The following is a 19,727-nucleotide window of genomic DNA, read 5'->3' on the forward strand; positions in this document are numbered from 1 at the left end:
ACCGCTCGGGCCGTCGTCTCAGCCGTCCGTGCCCAGGATCAACCCGGATGTGGGAACCCCGGCGCCCGCCGTGACCAGCACCCGCGCCGCCCCGGGTACCTGGTTCACGGACGTCCCCCGCACCTGCCGCACCGCCTCCGCGATGCCGTTCATCCCGTGCAGGTACGCCTCACCCAGCTGGCCGCCGTGGGTGTTCAGCGGCAGCCCGTCCGCCGCGACGAAGTCGGCCGCTTCCCCGCGGGCGCAGAAACCGAACTCCTCCAGCTGCATCAGGACGAACGGGGTGAAGTGGTCGTAGAGGATGCCCACGTCGATGTCGCCGGCTCTCAGCCCGGAGGTCCGCCACAGCCGACGGGCCACCACACCCGTCTCGGGCAGGCCGCTCAGATCGTCCCGGTAGTAGCTGGTCATCGCCTCCTGGCTGCGCCCCGCGCCCTGCGCCGCGGCGGTGATCACCGCGGGCGGGTGGCGCAGGTCCCGGGCCCGTTCGGCCGAGGTGACGACCAGCGCCTGGCCGCCGTCGGTCTCCTGGCAGCAGTCGAGGAGCCGCAGCGGCTCGGCGATCCAGCGCGAGGCGGCGTGGTCGGCGAGGGTGATCGGCCTGCCGTGGAAGTAGGCGGCGGGGTTGCGGGCCGCGTGGCGGCGGTCGGTCACGGCCACATGGCCGAACGCCTCGGGGGTCAGGCCGTGGGTGTGCAGATAGCGCTGGGCGATCATGGCCACCCAGGAGGCCGGGGTGAGCAGGCCGGAGGGAAGCTGCCAGCCGAGTGCGGCACCCTCGGCGGAGGGCTCCCGCCGCTGCACCCCGGAGCCGAAGCGCCGGCCCGAGCGTTCGTTGAACGCCCGGTAGCAGACGACGACTTCGGCGACCCCGGCGGCCACGGCGAGGGCGGCCTGCTGGACGGTGGCGCAGGCGGCACCGCCGCCGTAGTGGATGCGGGAGAAGAAGGCCAGTTCCCCGACGCCGACCGCCTGGGCGACCGTGATCTCGGGGCTGGTGTCCATCGTGAAGGTGACCATGCCGTCGACGTCGGCGGGGGTCAGTCCGGCGTCGTCGAGGGCCGCGTGCACCGCCTCGACGGCCAGTTTGAGTTCGCTGCGGCCGGAGTCCTTGGAGAACTCGGTCGCGCCGATACCGGCGAGGGCGGCCCTGCCTCCGAGCAGGTCGGTCGCACCGCGCATGCTCATCGCTCGCCCTCCCGTCCGGCGGGCGGCCATGTCACCGTCACCGTCACCGTGCCCGTGACGTGACGGCCGATCCCGTTGACCCCGACCACGCTGACCCGCGCGGTGTCGCCGTCGACTTCGGCGACGGTACCGGTCAAGGTCAGCGTGTCTCCGGGGTAGTTGGGTGCGCCGAGTCGTATCGCCACCTTGCGGAGCACGGCGCCGGGGCCGAAATGACCGGTGATGTAGCGGCCCACCAGACCGTTGGTCGTGAGGATGTTCATGAAGATGTCCGGGGAGCCCTTCTCCCGGGCGAGTTCCGCGTCGTGGTGGACGTCCTGGTAGTCCCGTGAGGCGACGGCCCCGGCGACGATCAGGGTCCGCGTGACCGGGATCTCCAGCGGGGGCAGTACGTCTCCGGGGTTCACGACCCGCCTCCCCTCGCGAGCAGGTCGCCCAGTGCGGCCAGCACCTCGGTGCCGCACCCGAGGTGGGCGTCGAGCTGCCTGCCCCAGAGGAAGTGCCGATGGACGGGATGGCCGAGGTCGGCTCCCATGCCACCGTGCAGATGCTGGCCGGCGTGGACGACCCGCTTTCCCGCCTCCGACGCCCACCAGGCGGCGGTCAGCGCGTGCTCCTCGGCCGGCAGCGCCCGGTCGTGCCGCCAGGCCGCTTCGTAGGCCGTGACCCGGATCGCCTCGATGTCCATGTACGCGTCGGCCGCGCGCAGTTGGACCGCCTGCCGGGTCGCGAGCGGGCGGCCGAACTGCTCCCGCCCGGAGGTGTGGGTGACGGCACGTGCCAGGGAACCGGCGCAGACCCCGGCCTGGAGCCCGGCGAACGCGATCCGCGCCGACGCCCGCACGGAGGCACAGGCCGCCGCACCGTCCGCCTCGCCCCCGGCACCCCGCTGCCCACCCCCGATCCGCTCGCCGCGGGCGCCGTCGAGCACGAGTCGCCCGGCGGCCCAGGGAGCGGTCAGCTCGACGGGCGTGACGGTCACCCCGGGCCCGGCGCCACCGGGCCGGGGCTCCTCGGGTCCGGCGCCCCCGAGAGGCACGAGCCACAGAGTGTCGTGCCGGTCCGGTACGAGGACGTGTGTGGCGTCCCGGAGCCACGGCACCCGGTCCACCGTCCCGGTGAGCCTGCCCCACCCGCCCTCCCCGTCAGACCCGCCCTCCCCGTCGCGCTCCGAACGGATCCGCCCGGGGTCGTCGAGCGCCCCGGCCACCACCGTCGTACCGTCCCGCAGCCCCGGCAGCAGCCGGGCGCGCTGCTCGTCCGTACCGTGGCGGGCGACGGCGAGCAGCCCGTACACACAGCTCGCCGTGAAGGGCACCTGGGCCGTCACCCGTCCCTGCTCCTCGGCGAGCAGCACGAGACCGAGCAGGCCGGTCGCCTCCACGGCTTCCGGCAGCCCGGCCGCGCACAGGGCCTTCCACAGTTCGGGGTCGGTGCCCGTTCCGGCGGCCTTCAGCCTTTCGTGCGTGGCCAGATCGCCGAAGACGCGTGCCGCGAGCTCCCGGGCCGCGGCCTGCTCCTGCGTGGGTGTGAAATCCATGTCAGTCCTCACCTCCCGGCAGCCCCCGGAAGACGGGGAGCTCCAGTTCCTCGTCCACGCGCAGGAACTCCAGCCGCACCGGCATCCCGATACGGACCTTGTCGTACGGCACGCCGACCACGTTGGCGACCATCCGTACGCCTTCGGCCAGTTCGATCAGCCCGACGGCGTAGGGCGGGTCGAAGGCGGGGAACGGCGGATGGTGCATCACCACGTACGAGAAGACCGTCCCGGAGCCGCCCGCCTCGACCGTGTCCCACTCCTGAGAGCCACAGGCATTGCAGCCGGGCAGCCAGGGGAAGCGGGGTGTCGCACAGTCCTCGCACCGTTGGATGAGGAGCCGGCGGCGGGACACGCCCTCCCAGAAGCCCGCGTTGTCCCGGTTGACGACGGGCCTGGGCCGCCGGACCGCGGTCCCCCGGACCGCCCCCTTCGCTCCGGCGCCGCTCGCCGCCGGCCGACCACCGGCCGCCCCGCTCCCATCCCTCACGGGGGTGGCACCGGCCGTCTCCAGCGCCTCGTCCTGCCGGGCAACCGGGTTCGTGGCGGCTCCCCCGGGACCCCGGGTCCGGGGCGGCTTCGCGGCGGCCGGAGCGTACTTGAGGACCCGGAAGCGGTGCGTGCCCGCGAGCTCGCCGTCGGCATGGACGTCCATCCGGGTGGTGACGAAGTACCCCGAGCCGAGACGGGTGTTCTTGCGCACCGAGACGGACTCGATGACCGCGTCGAAGGTGATCGTGGCACCCGGACGCAGGGGCCGCAGGTACTCCTGCTCGCAGTCGGTGGCGACCACCGAGGTGCAACCGGCCTCGTCGAGGAGTGCCGACAGCTCGTCGTACGGTCCGTCGCGGTCGGGGTGCCCCGACAGGCCGCCCATCGTCCATGCCTGGAGCATCGTGGGCGGGGCGACGGCGTCCGGCCCCTGGTAGGCGGGATGGGCGTCGCCCATGGCCTCGCACCAGTGCCTGATCATCACCGCGTTGACCGGGTCCTTGCCGATGCCCGCGGCGACGGCGACCCGCCCCTCGTACCCCTTAAGCCGCCACTCGAAGGCACGGACAGCCGCCTCGCCCGCAGCGCCCGCCTTTCTCGCGTCGCTCCCGTCTCGTCTCCCGCCCGCCTCGCCCGCAGCGCCCGCAGCGCCCGCCGCAGGCTTGCCACCCGCCTTGGGGGACCCGCCCGCCTCGCCGTCACCGTTCACCGTTCACCGCCTTCCCGCCTCATGCCGGCCATCCCGAGCCGCGTCCTCGCGACGATCTCGCGCTGTACCTCGCTCACCCCTCCCCCGAAGGTGTTGATCTGCGCGGCTCGGTTCATCCGCTCGAGCTCGCCGCCCTCGAACGTCCCCGGCGACCCCGCCCGCACGAGGGCCGCCCCGCCCGCGATCTCCTGGCAGATGCGGTACACCTCGACCGCCGACTCGGTTCCCGCGAACTTCACGCCGCTGGCGTCACCGGGGGCCAGTCGGCCCGCCCCCACATCCCCCACCAGACGCCAGTTGAGCAGGCGCGTCGCCGCCAGCCGGGCGTGCGCCTCGGCCGCTCGCATCCGGATCCACGGCTCGTCGATCCGGCGCCGCCCGGTCGCGGGGTCGGCGGTCCGGGCCGCGGTGAGCGCCGCCGCGTAGAAGTCCTCGGCCTGCATTCCGATGGCGGCGAGCGCGACCCGCTCGTGGTTCAGCTGTTCTGTGATCAACTCCCAGCCGCCGTCCTGCCGGCCCACGAGGTTTCCGGCCGGGACGCGGATACCGTCGTAGTACGTCGACGTGGTCGTCAGGCCGCCGACCGTCTCGATCGGCGTCCAGGAGAACCCGGGCGCGTCCGTGGGGACCAGGACGATCGAGATGCCCCGGTGTCTGGGTGCCTCGGAGTCGGTACGGCAGGCGAGCCAGATCCAGTCGGCGTTCTGGGCGTTGGAGGTGAAGACCTTCTGCCCGTCGATCCGCCAGGAGTCCCCGTCCCGGACCGCCCTCGTGCGCAGGGCAGCGAGGTCGGTACCGGCCTCCGGCTCGCTGTACCCGATCGCGAAGACGGTCTCGCCGCGCAGGATCCGGGGCAGGAAATACGCCTTCTGCTCCTCGGTGCCTTGTCGCATCAGGGTCGGGCCGACAGTGTTGAGCGTGACCATGGAGACGGGGGCGCCGGCCCGGTACGCCTCGTCGAAGAAGACGAACTGCTCCGCGGGGCCGCGGCCCTGTCCGCCGTACTCCTCGGGCCAGCCCAGTCCGAGCATGCCGTCGTCTCCGATGCGGCGGAGCAGACGTCGCTGCGCGGCTCCGTCGGCCGACGGCGGTGGGCCGTCGGGCATCACTTCGCGAAAGTAGGAACGCAGTTCGGCGCGCAGCCGCAGCTGTTGCTCGGTGGGGGCGAGGTGCACGACGACGACCTCCCGGACGGGAACGACTCAGGTTTCTGACTGTCCGTCAGCTACCTTCGTCGTGTCAAGGTCACGGACCGCTGTGGGCGTCCCCGGCGCTTCGGCGCGACTCCCCGGACACGCCGGCACGGCCTGCGCGCCGGCACCGAAGTACCGCCGCACAGACCGCCGCCGGCCGGACGCCCCCCTCCACCGTCAGCCCCCCTCGGGCCGGTCCCCCGTGCCCGCTCAGAGCCACCACGGGGAGAAATTCACCACTGTGTTCGACTGGCCGATGCTGGTGAAGCCCGAACCGTTCACACTCGCGGTGCTGTTCTGGTTCGAGGCGCCGGAGCCGGTCGCCACCTGCTGGGTGGTGGTCGAGTTTCCGTAGTTGTCGCCGCCCACGCCGCTGCCGATGACCGTGGCGACGCCGGCGTTCGATCCGCCGTCCGCGAACCCGGCGTTGTCGGCCTGCGCCACTCCGGTGAAGAGTGCGGCGGCCAGAGGCAGCGCGGCGGCGACGGCGAGGACGCGGGCGGTACGGATGCTTGCCATGTGTTCTTCCTCCAGGGACGAAACTGCGCTGAACCGAAGTGGGTTGATTTCCGAAGCAGTTGGCCGACCGCCCCGGTCTGTGTACTCGACGTCGCGAGTCCAGAGTTGCCCACCGAATCCCCGGCGAACCACCCCGGAGCGGCTGATTCCCTCTGAAGCGTGAGGACAAGTCGATAAACCCCCATGGCCACATGAAAACCGCAGCTCACACGCACGGATGACCCACGGAAGGTCCACGGAAGGCCCACGGGGAGCGATCACCCCAGGCGCCGCCGGAGGGAAACCGTTTCGACAAACCGGCCCGACCGACCTTCCCGCACACCCCCGCACCCTTCCCTGGGTCGAACATTCGTACGATACTGAAGTCATGGCTCCTTCCGCGAGGCACACCACCGCCCCGGCCCTCGCCCACGCCCTCTCCGCGGCGGAGCGCGGGTTTCCCGTCATCCCCCTGTCCCCGACGAAGCTCCCGGCCCTGCGCTCACCCCACCGGCATGAGGACCGACAGGTCGTCTGCCACGGGGAATGCGGCCGGCCTGGACACGGCGTGCACGACGCGACCACCGACCCGGCGGCCGTACGGGCACTCTTCGGCGCCGCGCCATGGGCCACCGGCTACGGCATCGCATGCGGACGGCCGCCGCATCGCCTCATCGGCGTCGATCTGGACGTTCGGTCACCCGACGACGACGCGGTGGAACTCCGGCACCTGGCACTCCGGCACCTCTTCGGCCTGCCGCGGACCGTCACGGTGCTGACCCCCTCGGGCGGTATGCACCTGTGGCTCACCGGACCTCCGAACGTCGTCGTCCCCAACTCCGCGAGCCGTCTCGCACCGGGAATCGACATCCGAGGCGCGGGCGGCTACCTGGTCGGACCGGGCTCTGTCAGCGCCCGGGGCATGTACCGGCTCGCACCCGGCACCGCGGACCTCAGCCCCGCCCCCTGCCCGCGCCCCCTGCTCGGCCTGATCGCGCCACCGCCCCGCCCCCATCCCACGACCACCCGCCCGCACCGCCAGGGCCACGGCCTGATCCACTTCGTCCTGACGGCCCAGGAGGGGCAACGCAACACCCGCCTTTTCTGGGCGGCCTGTCGCGCCTACGAGCACGGCCTCGGCGACGCGCTCACCGAGGCCCTCGTCACGGCCTCGGTCCGCACGGGCCTGCCGGAGCACGAGGCACGCGCCACCGTCCAGTCGGCCTCCCGCCTGACGGCCGGCTGAACCCTGCCCCGCCCCGCCTCCACCGGATCACCCCGGGTCGAAGTGAGGACCACGGCATCAAGCGCGACCACACCCCTCGTTTGACAGACCCTCACCGCGATGTGAATTGGCAGGAAGCTGGCCGCAGTTCAGCCCATCTCTGCGATGTCGAAGATCGGTCGGGAGGGGAAGCGGCAATGCGGTGGAAGATCCACGGGGAACGTCCGATCTACGAAAACGAGTGGTTGAACCCAGGTCCACCGACCGAGAAGAACGAGTCGGACCGAGTCGAGTGGATCCCGCTGGCGAACATCCGCGGCATGATCGACCGCCGCGAGATCGTCAGCAGCGGCTCCCTCGTCGGCCTCCTCTACGTCCTGATGGACGAAGGGGTCCGCTGACCCGATCAAGGGAGGCACCGCCCGCGGACGCGCCCCGGACCGCCACCCGTAGCCCTGCACCCTGCCCGATCCGGCAGGGCCTGACCGGTAACCACGGTGCCGGAGGATCACGGACATGAGAAAGGCCCCTGACCGAAGCATCTGGTCAGGGGCCTTTCCATGGCGGTGGGTGTGGGATTTGAACCCACGGTGACATCGCTGCCACGACGGTTTTCAAGACCGTTCCCTTAGGCCGCTCGGGCAACCCACCCTCGCCCCGCGTCACCTGCGGCGGGGCAGGCAACAGCCTACCGGGTGGGCGCCTCGCGCATCGAAGTCTGACCACAGGTTGACCACGGAGGCGGCTCCCACGAGTCCGCCGCGCCGCCGGGCGGGCCGCTCGGGTCGGAGCGCCCGCGCGTCGCCCTCACGACACGCGGAGGGCCGCGGGAGGTGCCGCTCGGAGCACTGCCGTTCTCCGTCCGGATCGCGGCCCGCGTTCACCGACCCCGTGCAGCGCCGACCGTCTCGCCTCCGCTGGACGGCCCGCCGCAAGGGGAGGGGTTGTTTCGCGAGCATGGACAGCCGCCGCTCTTTCCACGTTTTGAGGTGCTTATGAGCTAACTCCCTTCTGTTGATGGGCACTTCGGCCCCCGCTGGTGATCCGCATCGCTTGGCGATTGTGCCTCTCGACCGCAGCGCGGCAGGAACGGCGTACACAGACACCCAGAGCTCTCTTCTTGACCTTGCTCAGGGTGACGGGTCTCGGCTCCCTGACCAGGAGCCGTCTCGACCCAGACATGAAACGGGGACACATGAACCATTGCCATGCGCACCGCGCTGCCTCTCATATCCGCCGGCGCCATCCTGTTCTCGGCAGCCGGCGCGGGTTCCGCCGCTCCGCTGGACGAGGCGACTCCGGCCGATAGCGCGGAAATCGTTCTGAACGACGGACGGGTCCAGCGGAGCATCGTCACGTCCAAGCCGGGTGTTCTCGGCTTCTCGGTCGTCGACACCGGCTCCGAGAGCGGCGGTTACGCCTACGCCTACCACCCCGAGAAGAAGCAGCTTCCTTGGCCGGACGGGTGGGCGGCAGGTTCGGCCCTGAGCCCGCACCCGGTGTGAGGGCTCAGTCGAGTCCGAGACCGAGCACACCGAGTGGGCGTCGGCGTCACGTCGGCCCGACCGCGGGTGGGCACGCGATGCCCAGAGGGCCGGTGTCCAGAGGGCGCCAAGGCGTTGAGCGTGCGGTGGCCGCGGAGGTGGTTGCACCGTTCTCCGCGTGCCCCGGCCAGGCGCGCGACCGGCCAGGATCCGGGCGGGCACCCGTCCGCAAAGCGTTACCCCCTCTCGGCTCGCTCGTGTCATCCCCTCGCTACGTTGCCGGGGTGACCGAGCCGACCGTCATCAGGGAGCACCGCATGCGCCGCCGTACCCGCACCCTCGTCGTCGGCACGATGGGGACGGCTCTGCTGGCTTTGGGCGGCACCGGATGCGGCCCGGGGTCTCCGCCGCGGGGCAGCGCTCCGGTGTCGTCGACGCCCGCGCCCTCGGCCTCCTCCGCCGAGAACGCGCCGACGACGAGCCCGCCGCCGTTCACCACCGCGCCCGAGGACAGCACCGCCACACCCACGGGCGACGCCGACACCCGGCCGGCGTCGCCCACCCCGACGCCCTCGGCGGCCCCCACGACCAGGAGACCGCCGGCACCGACCCACCTCTCGGCGCACGTGGCGGTCGCGGGCGGCCGGCTCACCCTGAGTCCCGACGGACCCGCGCGGGAGTTCACCGTCACCCTCCGCAACGGCAACAGCCACGCGTACCGGCACCTGCTGGTCGCCTTCCAGATGGAGACCGTGCCGGGCGCCCCGGAGCACCCCGGCTACACCCTGGAGCGCTGGGACCCGGCGGCGGGGATATGGCGTGCGGCCGCGCTGCGCTTCGCCAACGACGCCTATCCGTACGCGCTCTATCAAGGGGGCGCCCCCCTGGCCAGGAACGCCGTACTGACCCACCGCTACCGCGTCCGCGCCCTCGCCGGCGCCCCGGCCGGCCCCAATCCCCTCCTGGTCTCCCTGGTCGACACGGACGCCGACGCCCGCCTGTACTACGGCTCGGTGCCCCAGACCACCCTCGGGTAGGTCCGGCAGCGCCCGAGGCGGGACCGCTCCGGGCGGGTCCGGAGCGAGGACGCGCACGACAGGGACGGCGGCGGGGACGGGAGGCCGGACGGAAATCCGGGAGGGAAATCCGGGAGGAAATCCGGGAGGGGCCGCCGAGGTCGGCGGCCCCTCCCGGGTGCGTCTATCGGGTGCGGCGGCCCGGCGCGGCGTTCCGGCCGCGGATGCCGGGCCGTACGGGGCCGCCGGCGCCGGCTCCGGGCCCGCGCGGGTCGGTCAGCTGTCGCCGGTGCGTTCGCCCAGGACGACCGTGGCCGTGGACGTCTTGCCGTCGCGCTCGTAGGTGATCTGGACCGAGTCGCCCGGCTTGTGGGTCCAGATCTCGCTGATCAGGGTCGGACCGCTGTCGATCTGGTGGTCGCCGAACCCGGTGATCACGTCGCCGGGCTCCAGACCGGCCTTCGCCGCGGGGCCGTTCGGGGTGACGGACGGGGTGCCGCCCGCGCCCTGGGCGGCGATCGTGGCGCCCTCGCCCTTGTCGGTCATATTCACCGTCGCACCGATCACCGGGTAGACCGGCTTGCCCGTCTTGATCAGCTGCTCGGCCACGTTCTTGGCCTGGTTGACGGGAATCGCGAAACCGAGACCGATCGAGCCGGCCTGGGTCTGCCCGAAGCCGCTCCCGGCGGACTGGATAGCCGAGTTGATGCCGATCACCGCACCGCTCGCGTCCAGCAGCGGGCCGCCGGAGTTGCCCGGGTTGATCGAGGCGTCGGTCTGCAGGGCGCTCATGTAGGAGTTCCTGCCGCCGGAACCGTCACCGGAGGCGACCGGACGGTCCTTGGCGCTGATGATGCCGGTCGTCACCGTGTTGGACAGACCGAAGGGCGCGCCGATCGCGATCGTCGAGTCGCCGACCGCCACCTTGTCCGAGTTGCCCAGCGGCAGCGGCCTCAGCCCGTCCGGGGCGCCCTTCAGCTTCAGTACGGCCACGTCGTAGCCCTCCGCGCGGCCCACGACCTCGGCGTCGTACGTCTTGCCGTCGGAGAAGGTCGCCGAGAGCGTGCCGCCGTTCGCGGCGGAGGCCACCACGTGGTTGTTCGTGAGGATGTGGCCTTCCTTGTCGTAGACGAAACCGGTTCCGGTGCCGCCCTCGCCCTCGCGGCCGCCGGACTTCGCCTGGATGGTGACGACGCTCGGCAGCGCGTCCTGGGCGACGGCCGCGACCGTGCCCGGGTCGCGCTTGAAGGAAGCGGGGGCCTCACCGGAGGAGACGGTGGTCGAGCCGGTACCGTCGTCGCCTCGCTCGGCGGCCCAGTAGCCGATGCCGCCGCCGACACCGCCGGCCACCAGCGCCGCGGCCAGCACCGCGGCCACCACACCGCCGGTCCGTCGGCGCGGAGCCGGTGGCTGGGGCACGGGCGCGCCCCAGGCGGGCGCCGTCGGCGGGGGCGGCGGCGGCCAGCCGCTCTCGGTGCCGGCGGCCGGGGGCGCACCGGCACTCGCCGGGACGCCGGAGTCCGCCGGGACGCCGGTCGCCGGGTGCGGCGGAGCGGGCTCCGCCGCGGGTGTCACGGGCAGTGGTGCCGTGGCCTGCTCGGACCGGGGGGAGTGCCCGGGTGTCGCCTCCGGCACCGCCGCCGGCTCGGTCGCGCCCTGTGCGGAGACTGGCGGTACGGGAGGGGCGGGAGGGGCGGACGGGGCACTCGGGTCCGCCGGAACCGCCGTGCCCTCGTTCTCGGTACTCACAGCTCTCTCCTCGTTCACTGCGCGGGGTGGATGCCGACTCTGTGTGCGAACAGCTTTTCCCACCGGACGTCAGGCCACTGTAAGGCGGAGCTGTGCGTCCGCACCGCATTCTTTATGTGCCTACAGAACGGACTCGGTGCCGTGCGGCCGCTCCGCCAATGGCACCATGACGCGGTGACCCACGCACGGCAGCACACCCATCGCGTACCCGTCCAGGTGGTCGCCCACCGCGGCGCCTCCGAGGACGCCCCGGAACACACCCTGGCCGCCTATGTGAAAGCCATAGAGGACGGAGCCGACGCGCTCGAGTGCGACGTCCGGCTCACCGCGGACGGCCATCTGGTCTGTGTCCACGACCGGCGCGTGGACCGGACGTCCAACGGCCGCGGGGCCGTCTCCGCCCTGGAGCTGGCCGACCTCGCCGCGCTCGACTTCGGCACCTGGAAGGGCCGTGAGGAGGCCGGGGAGGGTCCGGACTGGAAGGACCCCGGACTCACCTCGGTCCTCACCCTGGAACGACTGCTGGAGCTCGTGTCCGACGCCGGGCGGCGCGTCGAGCTGGCCATCGAGACCAAGCACCCCACCCGCTGGGCGGGCCAGGTGGAGGAGCGGCTGCTCCAGTCGCTCAAGCGTTTCGGCCTGGCCGAGCCGCGGTCCCCGGAGGAGTCCCCGGTGCGTGTGATGAGCTTCTCGGCTCGGTCCCTCCACCGCATCGCCGCGGCCACGCCGACGCTGCCCACGGTCTCGCTGGCCCAGTTCGTCACCCCGCGCCTGCGTGACGGGCGGCTGCCGGCCGGCGCCCGGATCGCCGGGCCGTCGATCCGGATCGTCCGCCACCATCCCACCGTGATCATGCGGCTGCAGAAGGCCGGACACCGGGTCCACGTCTGGACGGTGGACGACCCCGAGGACGTGGAGCTGTGCGAACGGCTCGGCGTGGACGCGATCATCACGAACCGCCCCAAGCAGGTCCTGTCCCAGTTGGGGCGGCTTTAGGGTATTCGGCACGCCTCCTCGCGTGCACCACCCTCACCACCCTCCCCAGGGTTCTCGGTGCCTCACGGGGAGTGCTCCGGCGCGTTCGCTCCGTGTCCGATCGTGACGAGTGCGTCAGCAGACACGTATCGGCCGGTTTCCGGTCCAGGCCATTGGGGCATTCACACCGTGGCGTGGGGCAAAGGAGGTCTCGGGGGTGGCGTTGGTGGTGGCACAGGAGGTGCCCACGTCGTCGAGCATGGCCGTACCTCATGGCCCGGCGGGCGTGGGGCAGGCACGGCACCGGATGCGGGAGGAGTTGTACCGCAGCGGGGTGTCCGAATCGGTCGTCGACGACGCGGTACTGATCCTTTCCGAATTGCTCAGCAACGCCTGCCGGCACGGCAGGCCGCTGGGTCGTGCGGACATGGGCGACGGGGACGTGCGCGCGGCCTGGCGCGTGGACGGAACGGGCGGTCTCACCGTCGAGGTGACGGACGGCGGTGGTCCCACCCGACCTGCTCCGTCGACGCCTTCGGTCACCGCGCGCGGCGGCCGAGGGCTGAACATCATCAGTGCTCTGGCGCGGGACTGGGGCGTGCGGGACAGCGCGTCCGGCGAGGTCACCGTATGGGTGGTCGTCACCGAAGGCCACCGGCGCGAGGACTTCGCGGCCAGGGTCGGCGGCGGCTCGGGTTTCGGGTTCCTGGACGCGTACGACGAACTGGACTGACGGACCGGGGCGACCGGGCGGACCGAAGCGGAAGGCGCGGACCGTCCGGACCGACCGGTCCGGTCCGGTCGGTCCGGTCCGGACGAGCAGACCTGACCCGACGGACGCGGCAGCCGGCCGGGTCCCCGGGGGCCCCGGCCCGCCCTGAGCCGTCGCTCCGGTGACGGTCGTCGGCCGACCGGGCACCAACGTGCCGGCCTGAGCCACGGACCGGCTCCGTACGGCTAGGCTCGCCCGACACAGAACCGTGCGCGGAACCGCGCACGGAGCACCGCAGCACCGCATCGCACCACAGCACCGCCGCTACCGGGAGAAAGCCACACCATGGCCAAGAAGCGCCCCCAGTCGAAGGCCGCCCAGGCACAGGTCACGAACGGGGAGATCCCGGTCGTCGGCGCGCGCGAGCCGTGCCCTTGCGGCTCCGGCCGCCGCTACAAGGCGTGCCACGGCCGGTCCGCCGCACACTCCGTCACCGAACGGGTCCAGCGCCCCTTCGAGGGGCTGCCCGGCGAGTGCGACTGGGTCGCCCTGCGCGAGCTGGTGCCCGCCGCGACCGTCCCGCTGACGCTGCGGGACGGACTGCCCGAGGGTGTGCCGTCCGTGACGCTCGCGACCGTCCTGCCGATGGCCTGGCCCGCGCTGCGCCGCGACGACGGTTCGGTCCTGCTCGCCCTCCAGAACGACAGCTCGTCCGGTGACCTCGCCCGCGACCTCGCCGACACGCTCCGGCGCGCCCTGGAGGCGGAGCCCGGCACCCCGGTTCCGCCCCGCCGCGTCCCGGCCGAGGGGCCGCGTCTCCAGGATCTGCTCGACCCCGAGGGCGTTTTCGCGCCGGTCGTCCACGAAGGCTTCTCCTTCTGGGTACCGGACTCCGCCGAGAGTTCCGACCCCGAGGTCGCGGCCTCGCTGGAGCGCGCCAACGCCGCGGCGATCCCCACCGTCCGGCTGGCGGGCGTGGACTCGGCGTACTGGTGCGCGACCCCCGACAAGAACCACCTGCGCTGGGTCATGCCCCACCCGGAGGAGAAGCTCCTCGACGCGCTCGCCCGGCTGCACGCGGCCGGCACCTCCTCCCTCGTCGACGACACCCGCCTCGTCGGCTCCTTCCGCGCCCACGGCCTGGTCGTGCCCGTCTGGGACCTGCCGACCTCGATGAACGCGGACGACTGCGAGAAGCCGGCCGCGGAGTTCGCCGAGCGGCTGGCCGCCGCGCTCGCCTCCGACGCCCCGCTCACGCAGGAGGAGCGGCGCGCCCGTGGTGGCCTCACCAACCGTCAGGTCACACTCAGCTGAGGCCGGGGGCGGCGGCGGTGACTGACAGACCGACCAGTCGGTGACTTCCGCCACAACTCCTCGTACGCCCGGGTAAATCCCTGTCCGAATAACCGAGATCGAATTTGCGAACAGCAGATCTCTTGTTACCGTTCTGGAAGCCCGGTCGCTGGTGCATCCCCCGTCGCCAGCGACCGGGCCTTCTCGTGCCCGTGCGACCGCCGTGCGGACCGGTGAACCGGTTCTCCGGTTCAACCACCGCTGGCGGCGGCCGTGTTGCTTCCGGCCCGCAGCAGCAGCGGAGCGCCACCGTCCTCCCCGACCGCCGCGAATTCCGCGACCGCCGAATAGGCCGCCATCGCCCCCCGGGTCCGTTCACGCGGGGTCTCGCAGACCCCCGGTTCGTCCTCCGCCGTGACCGAGCAGCGCACTTGTACGGTCCGCCCACCAGGGCCCATCAGGGTGAGGATGGAGTCCAGCTCCTGGCCGGTGACATTGCGGTAGTAGGTACGCGCCCAGGTGTCCGCGCCCTCGGTCAGCACACAGGTCTGCGCCTCGACGCCATCGGGGGAGGCCAGCTCCGGCCCGCAGCGCGCCGCGCGGCCGGGCGCGGGGGAGGGGCCGGTACGGGGTGCGGACGACGGCGCCGGTGGGGGCGGTACGGAGAGGCTGCCGGCGCGCGGCCCGTCGGCCGGTCCGCCGCCCGACGGCCGTCCGCCGTGCTCCGTCCCCGCGTGGCTTCCGGGAGTCACACCGTCGCGGGACTCCGCGCCGTCGCCGGGCTTCGCGTCGTCCGCCAAGCCGGGGCGGGTTCCCGAGGGGGCACCGGCCGGGTTCGCGGACCCGTTGCCCTGACCGTTTCCGGTCGAGTTCGCGGACCGGTTTCCGGACGCCGCGGCCGAGCCGGACGCGGGCGCCGGCCCGGAGGCGGGTCCCGCCGAGGCGACGAGCGGCAGCAGCGTGGCCCCCGCCACGACGGCCGCGAGCCCGATCATGCGGAGATTCATGGCACCCACCTGCCCGGTCGGCCGCGACTCGTGAACGGTGGGGCCGAAGATAGTCGCGGTCCGGGGCGCCGGACGCTCCGTGCGCGCGTTTCCCGGACAACTGGGGCCGGGCCTGACCCGTAAGGGTGACAGCACCGCCCCCGGGGCACCCCACGACGGCCTCGGCACACCGGTCCCCGGCGCCCCCGGACCGCCTCGACGCCCGAACCAGGCCATGGCGTCCGCCGCGCGGTCCGGGGTCCCGGACCGCGCGGCGGACGTCAGTAGGTGAGCCTGCTCCCACCGCCGGGGGTGTTCGTCCCAGCGTCGACCAGCGCGTCCACCACGGCCTCCACGTCCGGCAGCCACGGTCGGGAGGAGCCCTCCAGCGGGGCCCGCTCCCAGCGCGCCCGCGCCGTACCGGCGCCCGGGGAGGGCAGCAGCAGATATCCGCCCTCACCGTGGAAGCGCAGCGAACTGGGCACGCTGTCCTTGGCGTAGAGCAGCTCACCCAGACGTTCGAGGCCATACGGAGCGACCAGCAGCGACCAGCGGGTCGGCGTCGCCACGACCGGCCCCAGGCGCATGTCCATCGCGTCGAGCGCTGCCAGGGCACGCGCACCCGCGGCGGCCGGCAGACTCACGGCGCACGGCGCACGGCCACCGGTGGCCAGGACGACCGGAGCGTCCGGGCGCCGGGCCCACCACCAGCGGACCATGCGCTCGTCGGTGGTGGCCGCCAGCAGTCCGGGGTCGAAGGGGTGCGCACCAGGCACCACACATTCGGGATCGGGGCAGGCGCAAGCCGCCCCCTTCGACGGACGCGTCGTCGACTTCAGCCCCACGCCGGGCAGTACGGGCCAGTCCCACTCGACGGCGCAGGTGAGCGCGGCATCGAGTCGGCCGGTCCTTTCCTTGCGTCGGAACCGGAGCCTGCGTCGCCTTCCGAGGATCTCGCGCATGAGCGCTCGTTCCTTTCCGTTGAACGCCGAATCCACATCACCACGTGCAGATCACTTCACCGTGCGTATCAGCGCGTACAAGGTCGGCGGTTCACCGCCCCGTGCGGTGGGGCGGGAGGGGCCGGGCTGAGGCTCGTCGTCCACTCGAAGGGGCGCGGCCTGCGGCGGTGAGGACGCCCAGGCACCCTGCCAGGTTCCGGGGCTGTTCCAACTGCCCCTGGCCATCACCGTTTACGTACCCATCACGTTCAAATCAACGCGCTTTGAAACGACGCCAGTCGACCGCGAAAGGTGCACCACGGGGGTAATTTTCGGCCAACTTGCCCCACAGTTCAACCCTCCTGCAGAACCCCATGGACACCACAAGTCCCGTGCGGACAATGCTGGACATCACTCCTCTTGTGCGTGTACATGTGGATGCATGGATGGTGGCGCACATTGACATGGGGGTTTGCGATGCAATTGCGCGAAACACACCCGTCGGAAAGCCGACCGAAGTGAGCGCCCCGCGTCTGCCGAAAGTGGCCGGAATCGATTCCACGGTTCCCTCGCCCGCGCACACTGCCACGCCTCTTCCGGGCGTCCCCACCGCCGCGCCTCCCCCCGGCGCGATGATCCAGGACCGGCTCGCCGCCTGGGTCTCCGACCTCAGCACGCTCCACGAACTCACCGAACGCCTGGTCAGGACCGGTTCGGTGGACGACGCGCTCCGGGAGGTGCTGCGTGCCGGGGCCGCCCTCGTCGGGGCCCGCCGGGGCATGGCCGTCCTCGAACCCTCCGACGGACTCGGTCCGACCGGCACCGTGGGTCTGGGCCTCGCCCACGCCGAACTGGGCATCATCGAGACCGTTCCGCGCAGCGCCACGTCCTACGGCCGCATCCTGGAGGGCCTGCCCGACCCGGTCACGGTCCCCGGACCGATCGCCGTCCCCGACCTGCTCGGCGTGGAGGACCTCGACCCGCGTCTGCGCGAGGTCGCCGCCCGCCTCGGCTACGCCGCGAGCTACGCCCTGCCCCTGGCCACCGAAGCGGCCCGACGCCTCGGCGCCGTCGTGTGGCTGTACGACGAGCCCGCCGAGCCCGACGAGCACCGGCGCCACCTGATCGGCCTCTACGCCAGGTACGCCTCCGCGCACCTGGCCCGCCTCGTCGAACTCGACCGCGCCCGGGTCCAGGTCGCCACCGTCGCCGAGGAGCTGCTGCCGAGCCGGCTTCCCCGGGTCCCCGGCATCCGTCTCGCCGTCCGTCACCACGCCGCCCCGAGAGGCGGCGGCGACTGGTACGACGCACTGCCGCTGCCCGAGGGCGCCCTCGGACTCTCCGTCGGCTCCGTCTCCGGCGGCGGCCCGAGCGCCCTCGCCGCGATGGGACGACTGCGGGCCTCGCTCCGCGCGTACGCGGTCATGGAAGGCGAGGACCCCGTCGCCGTCCTCTCCGACCTCGAACTCCTGCTTCGGCTCACCGAGCCCGCGCGCTCCGCCACCGCGCTCTTCGCGTACGCCGAACCGGGAGAGCGCCGGCTGGTCCTGGCGGGCGCGGGGCACGCCCCGCCGATGGTGATCGGGGCACGCCGCACCACATTCGTCGAGACCTCGCTGTCGGCGCCGCTCGGCATGCTCGCCTGCTGGGAAGCTCCGAGCGTCGAGCTCACGCCCGCGCCCGGAGAAACGGTGCTGCTCTACACGGACGGACTGCTGCGCCGCACCGGCGACCCGATGGACCGGGCCTTCGCCCGGCTCCACACGGCCGCCGCGAGCGTGCCGAGGGCCGACCGGAGTGACCCGGGAGCCGTCGCCGACCACGTCCTGCGGACACTGCTGCCCGAAGGTCCGGACGCCGACGGCGCCGACGCCTGCGACGACGTGGTGCTGCTGGCGGCCCACTTCGAGTGAGCCGCCCGAGCCTCCACGATCCGCTGCACCCTCGCTCGCCCCGCCGCACCCCGACACGGAACACCATTCCGTGTATACGGCACACACCCTCGGTGCGGACGGTCACACGACGGCCCCGCGCTCCTCACGGTGACTCGCCGGTAAGAGGTCTTCCGGCCCTGGGCCCCCTTCCGCACGACCGTACGATGGGAGAGGTTCAGTGTCGTACCAAGAGGAGAGACCCGTGGCGGAAGAGCTCAACCCGGAGACCCCGGAAGAGACCGAAGAGCCGATCAAGCAGCGCAAGAACGGGCTGTACGGGAGCGTGTCCGACGAGCTCGCCGAGAACATGAAGACCGGCTGGGCCGACACCGAGCTCCACGGTCTGGAGCCGGTCGCACAGGCCGGGCACACCGCCGACCGCCGTGCCGCGCTCTCCGCCCGCTTCCCGGGCGAGCGGCTGGTGATCCCCGCGGGCAATCTGAAGACCCGCTCCAACGACACCGAGTACAGCTTCCGCGCGTCCACCGAGTACGCGTACCTCACCGGCGACCAGACCCACGACGGCGTCCTCGTCCTGGAGCCGGTGGCGGCCGGTGGCCACCGGGCCACCCTCTACCTGCTGCCCCGTTCGGACCGCGAGAACGGCGAGTTCTGGCTCGACGGCCAGGGCGAGCTGTGGGTCGGCCGCCGCCACTCCCTGACCGAGGCCGAGCAGCTGCTCGGCATCCCGGCCAAGGACGTCCGCGAGCTGCCCGCCGCCCTCGCCGAGGCCACCGGACCGGTCCGCGCCGTCCGCGGCCACGACGCCGGCATCGAGGCCGCCCTGACCGACAAGGTCACCGCGGAGCGCGACGAGGAACTGCGCGTCTACCTCTCCGAGGCGCGACTGGTGAAGGACGCCTTCGAGGTCGCCGAACTCCGCAAGGCATGCGACGCCACCGCGCGCGGCTTCGAGGACGTCGTCAAGGTCCTGGACAAGGCCGAGGCCACCAGCGAGCGCTACATCGAGGGCACGTTCTTCCTGCGCGCCCGCGTCGAGGGCAACGACATCGGCTACGGCTCCATCTGCGCCGCGGGCCCCCACGCCACCACCCTGCACTGGGTGCGCAACGACGGCCCGGTCCGCCCCGGCGAGCTGCTCCTGCTCGACGCCGGTGTGGAGACCACCGAGCTCTACACCGCCGACGTGACCCGGACCCTGCCGATCAACGGGCGCTACGACGCGCTCCAGCGCAAGATCTACGACGCCGTGTACGAGGCGCAGGAGGCGGGCATCGCCGCGGTGAAGCCCGGTGCCGCCTACCGCGACTTCCACGACGCCGCACAGCGGGTGCTCGCCGAGAAGCTCGTCGAGTGGGGCCTGCTCGAAGGCCCGGTCGAGCGGGTCCTGGAGCTGGGCCTCCAGCGCCGCTGGACCCTGCACGGCACCGGCCACATGCTCGGCATGGACGTCCACGACTGCGCCGCCGCCCGCACCGAGGCGTACGTGGACACCACCCTGGAACCGGGCATGTGCCTGACCGTCGAGCCGGGGCTCTACTTCCAGGCCGACGACCTGACCGTGCCGGAGGAGTACCGGGGCATCGGCGTCCGGATCGAGGACGACATCCTCGTCACGGAGGACGGCAACCTGAACCTCTCGGACTCGCTGCCCCGCCAGGCCGACGAGGTCGAGGCGTGGATGGCCGGCCTGAAGGGCTGACACCCGCGCGTACACCGCGGGACCCCGCCGACCGGTCCGGTCGGCGGGGTCCCGGCGCGTCCGAACCGACCGGCGCGTCCGAAACCGGCACCCAGGTGGCCCCTCGCCGTAGGCCGTCACTCGACGTAC

The 19,727-nt window shown here is 72.5% G+C and carries 17 protein-coding genes, 1 tRNA gene and 1 pseudogene; 9 read left to right on the forward strand and 10 right to left on the reverse strand.

The annotated features are described in order from the left end of the window. Positions 1–18 precede the first annotated feature (18 nt). The 6 genes from OG393_RS14910 to OG393_RS14935 all read right to left on the reverse strand — a co-directional run bounded on the left by OG393_RS14910 (position 19) and on the right by OG393_RS14935 (position 5,641). Positions 19–1,188, reverse strand: a complete 1,170-nt coding sequence (locus OG393_RS14910) for a lipid-transfer protein (protein ID WP_327375139.1) — start codon at positions 1,186–1,188, stop codon at positions 19–21. Then, positions 1,185–1,595: a MaoC family dehydratase gene (locus OG393_RS14915; protein ID WP_327375140.1), complete on the reverse strand. Its 411-nt coding sequence runs from the start codon at positions 1,593–1,595 to the stop codon at positions 1,185–1,187. The genes OG393_RS14910 and OG393_RS14915 overlap by 4 nt, the downstream gene beginning before the upstream one ends. Then, on the reverse strand, positions 1,592–2,728 hold the full coding sequence (locus tag OG393_RS14920; RefSeq protein ID WP_327375141.1) for an acyl-CoA dehydrogenase family protein: 1,137 nt from the start codon (positions 2,726–2,728) through the stop codon (positions 1,592–1,594). The genes OG393_RS14915 and OG393_RS14920 overlap by 4 nt, the downstream gene beginning before the upstream one ends. Position 2,729: 1 nt before the next feature. Beyond that, on the reverse strand, positions 2,730–3,929 hold the full coding sequence (locus tag OG393_RS14925) for a bifunctional MaoC family dehydratase N-terminal/OB-fold nucleic acid binding domain-containing protein (RefSeq protein ID WP_442817311.1): 1,200 nt from the start codon (positions 3,927–3,929) through the stop codon (positions 2,730–2,732). Next, complete coding sequence (locus tag OG393_RS14930) at positions 3,926–5,104, reverse strand: acyl-CoA dehydrogenase family protein (RefSeq protein WP_327375142.1); 1,179 nt, start codon at positions 5,102–5,104, stop codon at positions 3,926–3,928. Before OG393_RS14930 ends, OG393_RS14925 begins: the two co-directional genes overlap by 4 nt. Before the next feature lie 228 nt (positions 5,105–5,332). Continuing rightward, a complete protein-coding gene (locus OG393_RS14935) occupies positions 5,333–5,641 on the reverse strand; it encodes a hypothetical protein (RefSeq protein ID WP_327375143.1) in 309 nt (102 codons plus the stop codon). Positions 5,642–6,008: 367 nt separating this feature from the next. Here OG393_RS14935 and OG393_RS14940 point away from each other — a divergent pair, with 367 nt between their 5' ends. Together OG393_RS14940 and OG393_RS14945 are read left to right on the forward strand one after the other, a co-directional pair. Further along, complete coding sequence (locus OG393_RS14940) at positions 6,009–6,866, forward strand: bifunctional DNA primase/polymerase (RefSeq protein ID WP_327375144.1); 858 nt, start codon at positions 6,009–6,011, stop codon at positions 6,864–6,866. Positions 6,867–7,099: 233 nt separating this feature from the next. Continuing rightward, a pseudogene (locus OG393_RS14945) lies at positions 7,100–7,246 on the forward strand (NUDIX hydrolase); the annotation flags it as partial. Positions 7,247–7,406: 160 nt separating this feature from the next. Here the strand turns inward: OG393_RS14945 and OG393_RS14950 are convergent. Next, a tRNA-Ser gene (locus tag OG393_RS14950) sits at positions 7,407–7,496 on the reverse strand. A 557-nt stretch (positions 7,497–8,053) separates the two neighbouring features. On the opposite strand from OG393_RS14950, the gene OG393_RS14955 reads away from it, so the two are divergent. Together OG393_RS14955 and OG393_RS14960 are read left to right on the forward strand one after the other, a co-directional pair. Next, positions 8,054–8,350: a hypothetical protein gene (locus OG393_RS14955; protein WP_327375145.1), complete on the forward strand. Its 297-nt coding sequence runs from the start codon at positions 8,054–8,056 to the stop codon at positions 8,348–8,350. 263 nt (positions 8,351–8,613) lie between these two features. Continuing rightward, the gene (locus tag OG393_RS14960; RefSeq protein WP_327375146.1) at positions 8,614–9,366 is read left to right on the forward strand and encodes a hypothetical protein; all 753 of its coding nucleotides are present in this window, start codon (positions 8,614–8,616) and stop codon (positions 9,364–9,366) included. A gap of 255 nt (positions 9,367–9,621) precedes the next feature. Here OG393_RS14960 and OG393_RS14965 read toward each other — a convergent pair whose 3' ends face one another. Continuing rightward, positions 9,622–11,094 carry a S1C family serine protease gene (locus OG393_RS14965; RefSeq protein WP_327375147.1) on the reverse strand — a complete coding sequence of 491 codons (1,473 nt, stop codon included), beginning with the start codon at positions 11,092–11,094 and terminating at the stop codon, positions 9,622–9,624. Between the two features lie 174 nt (positions 11,095–11,268). Here OG393_RS14965 and OG393_RS14970 point away from each other — a divergent pair, with 174 nt between their 5' ends. The 3 genes from OG393_RS14970 (at position 11,269) to OG393_RS14980 (ending at position 14,095) form a co-directional block, all read left to right on the forward strand. Next, positions 11,269–12,090 (forward strand): glycerophosphodiester phosphodiesterase, encoded by an 822-nt coding sequence (locus tag OG393_RS14970; protein ID WP_327375148.1) that lies wholly within the window; start codon positions 11,269–11,271, stop codon positions 12,088–12,090. 109 nt (positions 12,091–12,199) lie between these two features. Beyond that, positions 12,200–12,802 (forward strand): ATP-binding protein, encoded by a 603-nt coding sequence (locus tag OG393_RS14975; protein ID WP_327375149.1) that lies wholly within the window; start codon positions 12,200–12,202, stop codon positions 12,800–12,802. 324 nt (positions 12,803–13,126) lie between these two features. Next, positions 13,127–14,095: a DUF5926 family protein gene (locus OG393_RS14980; RefSeq protein WP_327375150.1), complete on the forward strand. Its 969-nt coding sequence runs from the start codon at positions 13,127–13,129 to the stop codon at positions 14,093–14,095. Positions 14,096–14,325: 230 nt separating this feature from the next. On the opposite strand, the gene OG393_RS14985 is transcribed toward OG393_RS14980, so the two are convergent. Both OG393_RS14985 and OG393_RS14990 read right to left on the reverse strand, forming a co-directional pair. After that, on the reverse strand, positions 14,326–15,081 hold the full coding sequence (locus OG393_RS14985) for a hypothetical protein (protein WP_327375151.1): 756 nt from the start codon (positions 15,079–15,081) through the stop codon (positions 14,326–14,328). 260 nt (positions 15,082–15,341) lie between these two features. Continuing rightward, a complete protein-coding gene (locus OG393_RS14990; protein WP_327375152.1) occupies positions 15,342–16,022 on the reverse strand; it encodes a bifunctional DNA primase/polymerase in 681 nt (226 codons plus the stop codon). Between the two features lie 380 nt (positions 16,023–16,402). On the opposite strand from OG393_RS14990, the gene OG393_RS14995 reads away from it, so the two are divergent. Beyond that, entirely contained in the window at positions 16,403–17,914 is a 1,512-nt protein-coding gene (locus tag OG393_RS14995; protein ID WP_327378433.1) for a PP2C family protein-serine/threonine phosphatase, read from the forward strand. 223 nt (positions 17,915–18,137) lie between these two features. Next, entirely contained in the window at positions 18,138–19,598 is a 1,461-nt protein-coding gene (locus tag OG393_RS15000) for an aminopeptidase P family protein (RefSeq protein ID WP_327375153.1), read from the forward strand. Positions 19,599–19,727: the final 129 nt, after the last annotated feature.

Origin of the sequence: Streptomyces sp. NBC_01216 (assembly GCF_035994945.1) — a bacterium.
Taxonomy (GTDB): domain Bacteria; phylum Actinomycetota; class Actinomycetes; order Streptomycetales; family Streptomycetaceae; genus Streptomyces.

Excerpts from the sequence above, each read along its gene's own strand:
- OG393_RS14920 (WP_327375141.1), bottom strand. The coding sequence starts at position 2,728 with ATGGATTTCACACCCACGCAGGAGCAGGCCGCGGCCCGGGAGCTCGCG.
- OG393_RS14935 (WP_327375143.1), bottom strand. The coding sequence starts at position 5,641 with ATGGCAAGCATCCGTACCGCCCGCGTCCTCGCCGTCGCCGCCGCGCTG.
- OG393_RS14990 (WP_327375152.1), bottom strand. The coding sequence starts at position 16,022 with ATGCGCGAGATCCTCGGAAGGCGACGCAGGCTCCGGTTCCGACGCAAG.
- OG393_RS14980 (WP_327375150.1), top strand. The coding sequence starts at position 13,127 with ATGGCCAAGAAGCGCCCCCAGTCGAAGGCCGCCCAGGCACAGGTCACG.
- OG393_RS14940 (WP_327375144.1), top strand. The coding sequence starts at position 6,009 with ATGGCTCCTTCCGCGAGGCACACCACCGCCCCGGCCCTCGCCCACGCC.
- OG393_RS14910 (WP_327375139.1), bottom strand. The coding sequence starts at position 1,188 with ATGAGCATGCGCGGTGCGACCGACCTGCTCGGAGGCAGGGCCGCCCTC.
- OG393_RS14995 (WP_327378433.1), top strand. The coding sequence starts at position 16,403 with ATGCTGGACATCACTCCTCTTGTGCGTGTACATGTGGATGCATGGATG.
- OG393_RS14955 (WP_327375145.1), top strand. The coding sequence starts at position 8,054 with ATGCGCACCGCGCTGCCTCTCATATCCGCCGGCGCCATCCTGTTCTCG.
- OG393_RS14985 (WP_327375151.1), bottom strand. The coding sequence starts at position 15,081 with ATGAATCTCCGCATGATCGGGCTCGCGGCCGTCGTGGCGGGGGCCACG.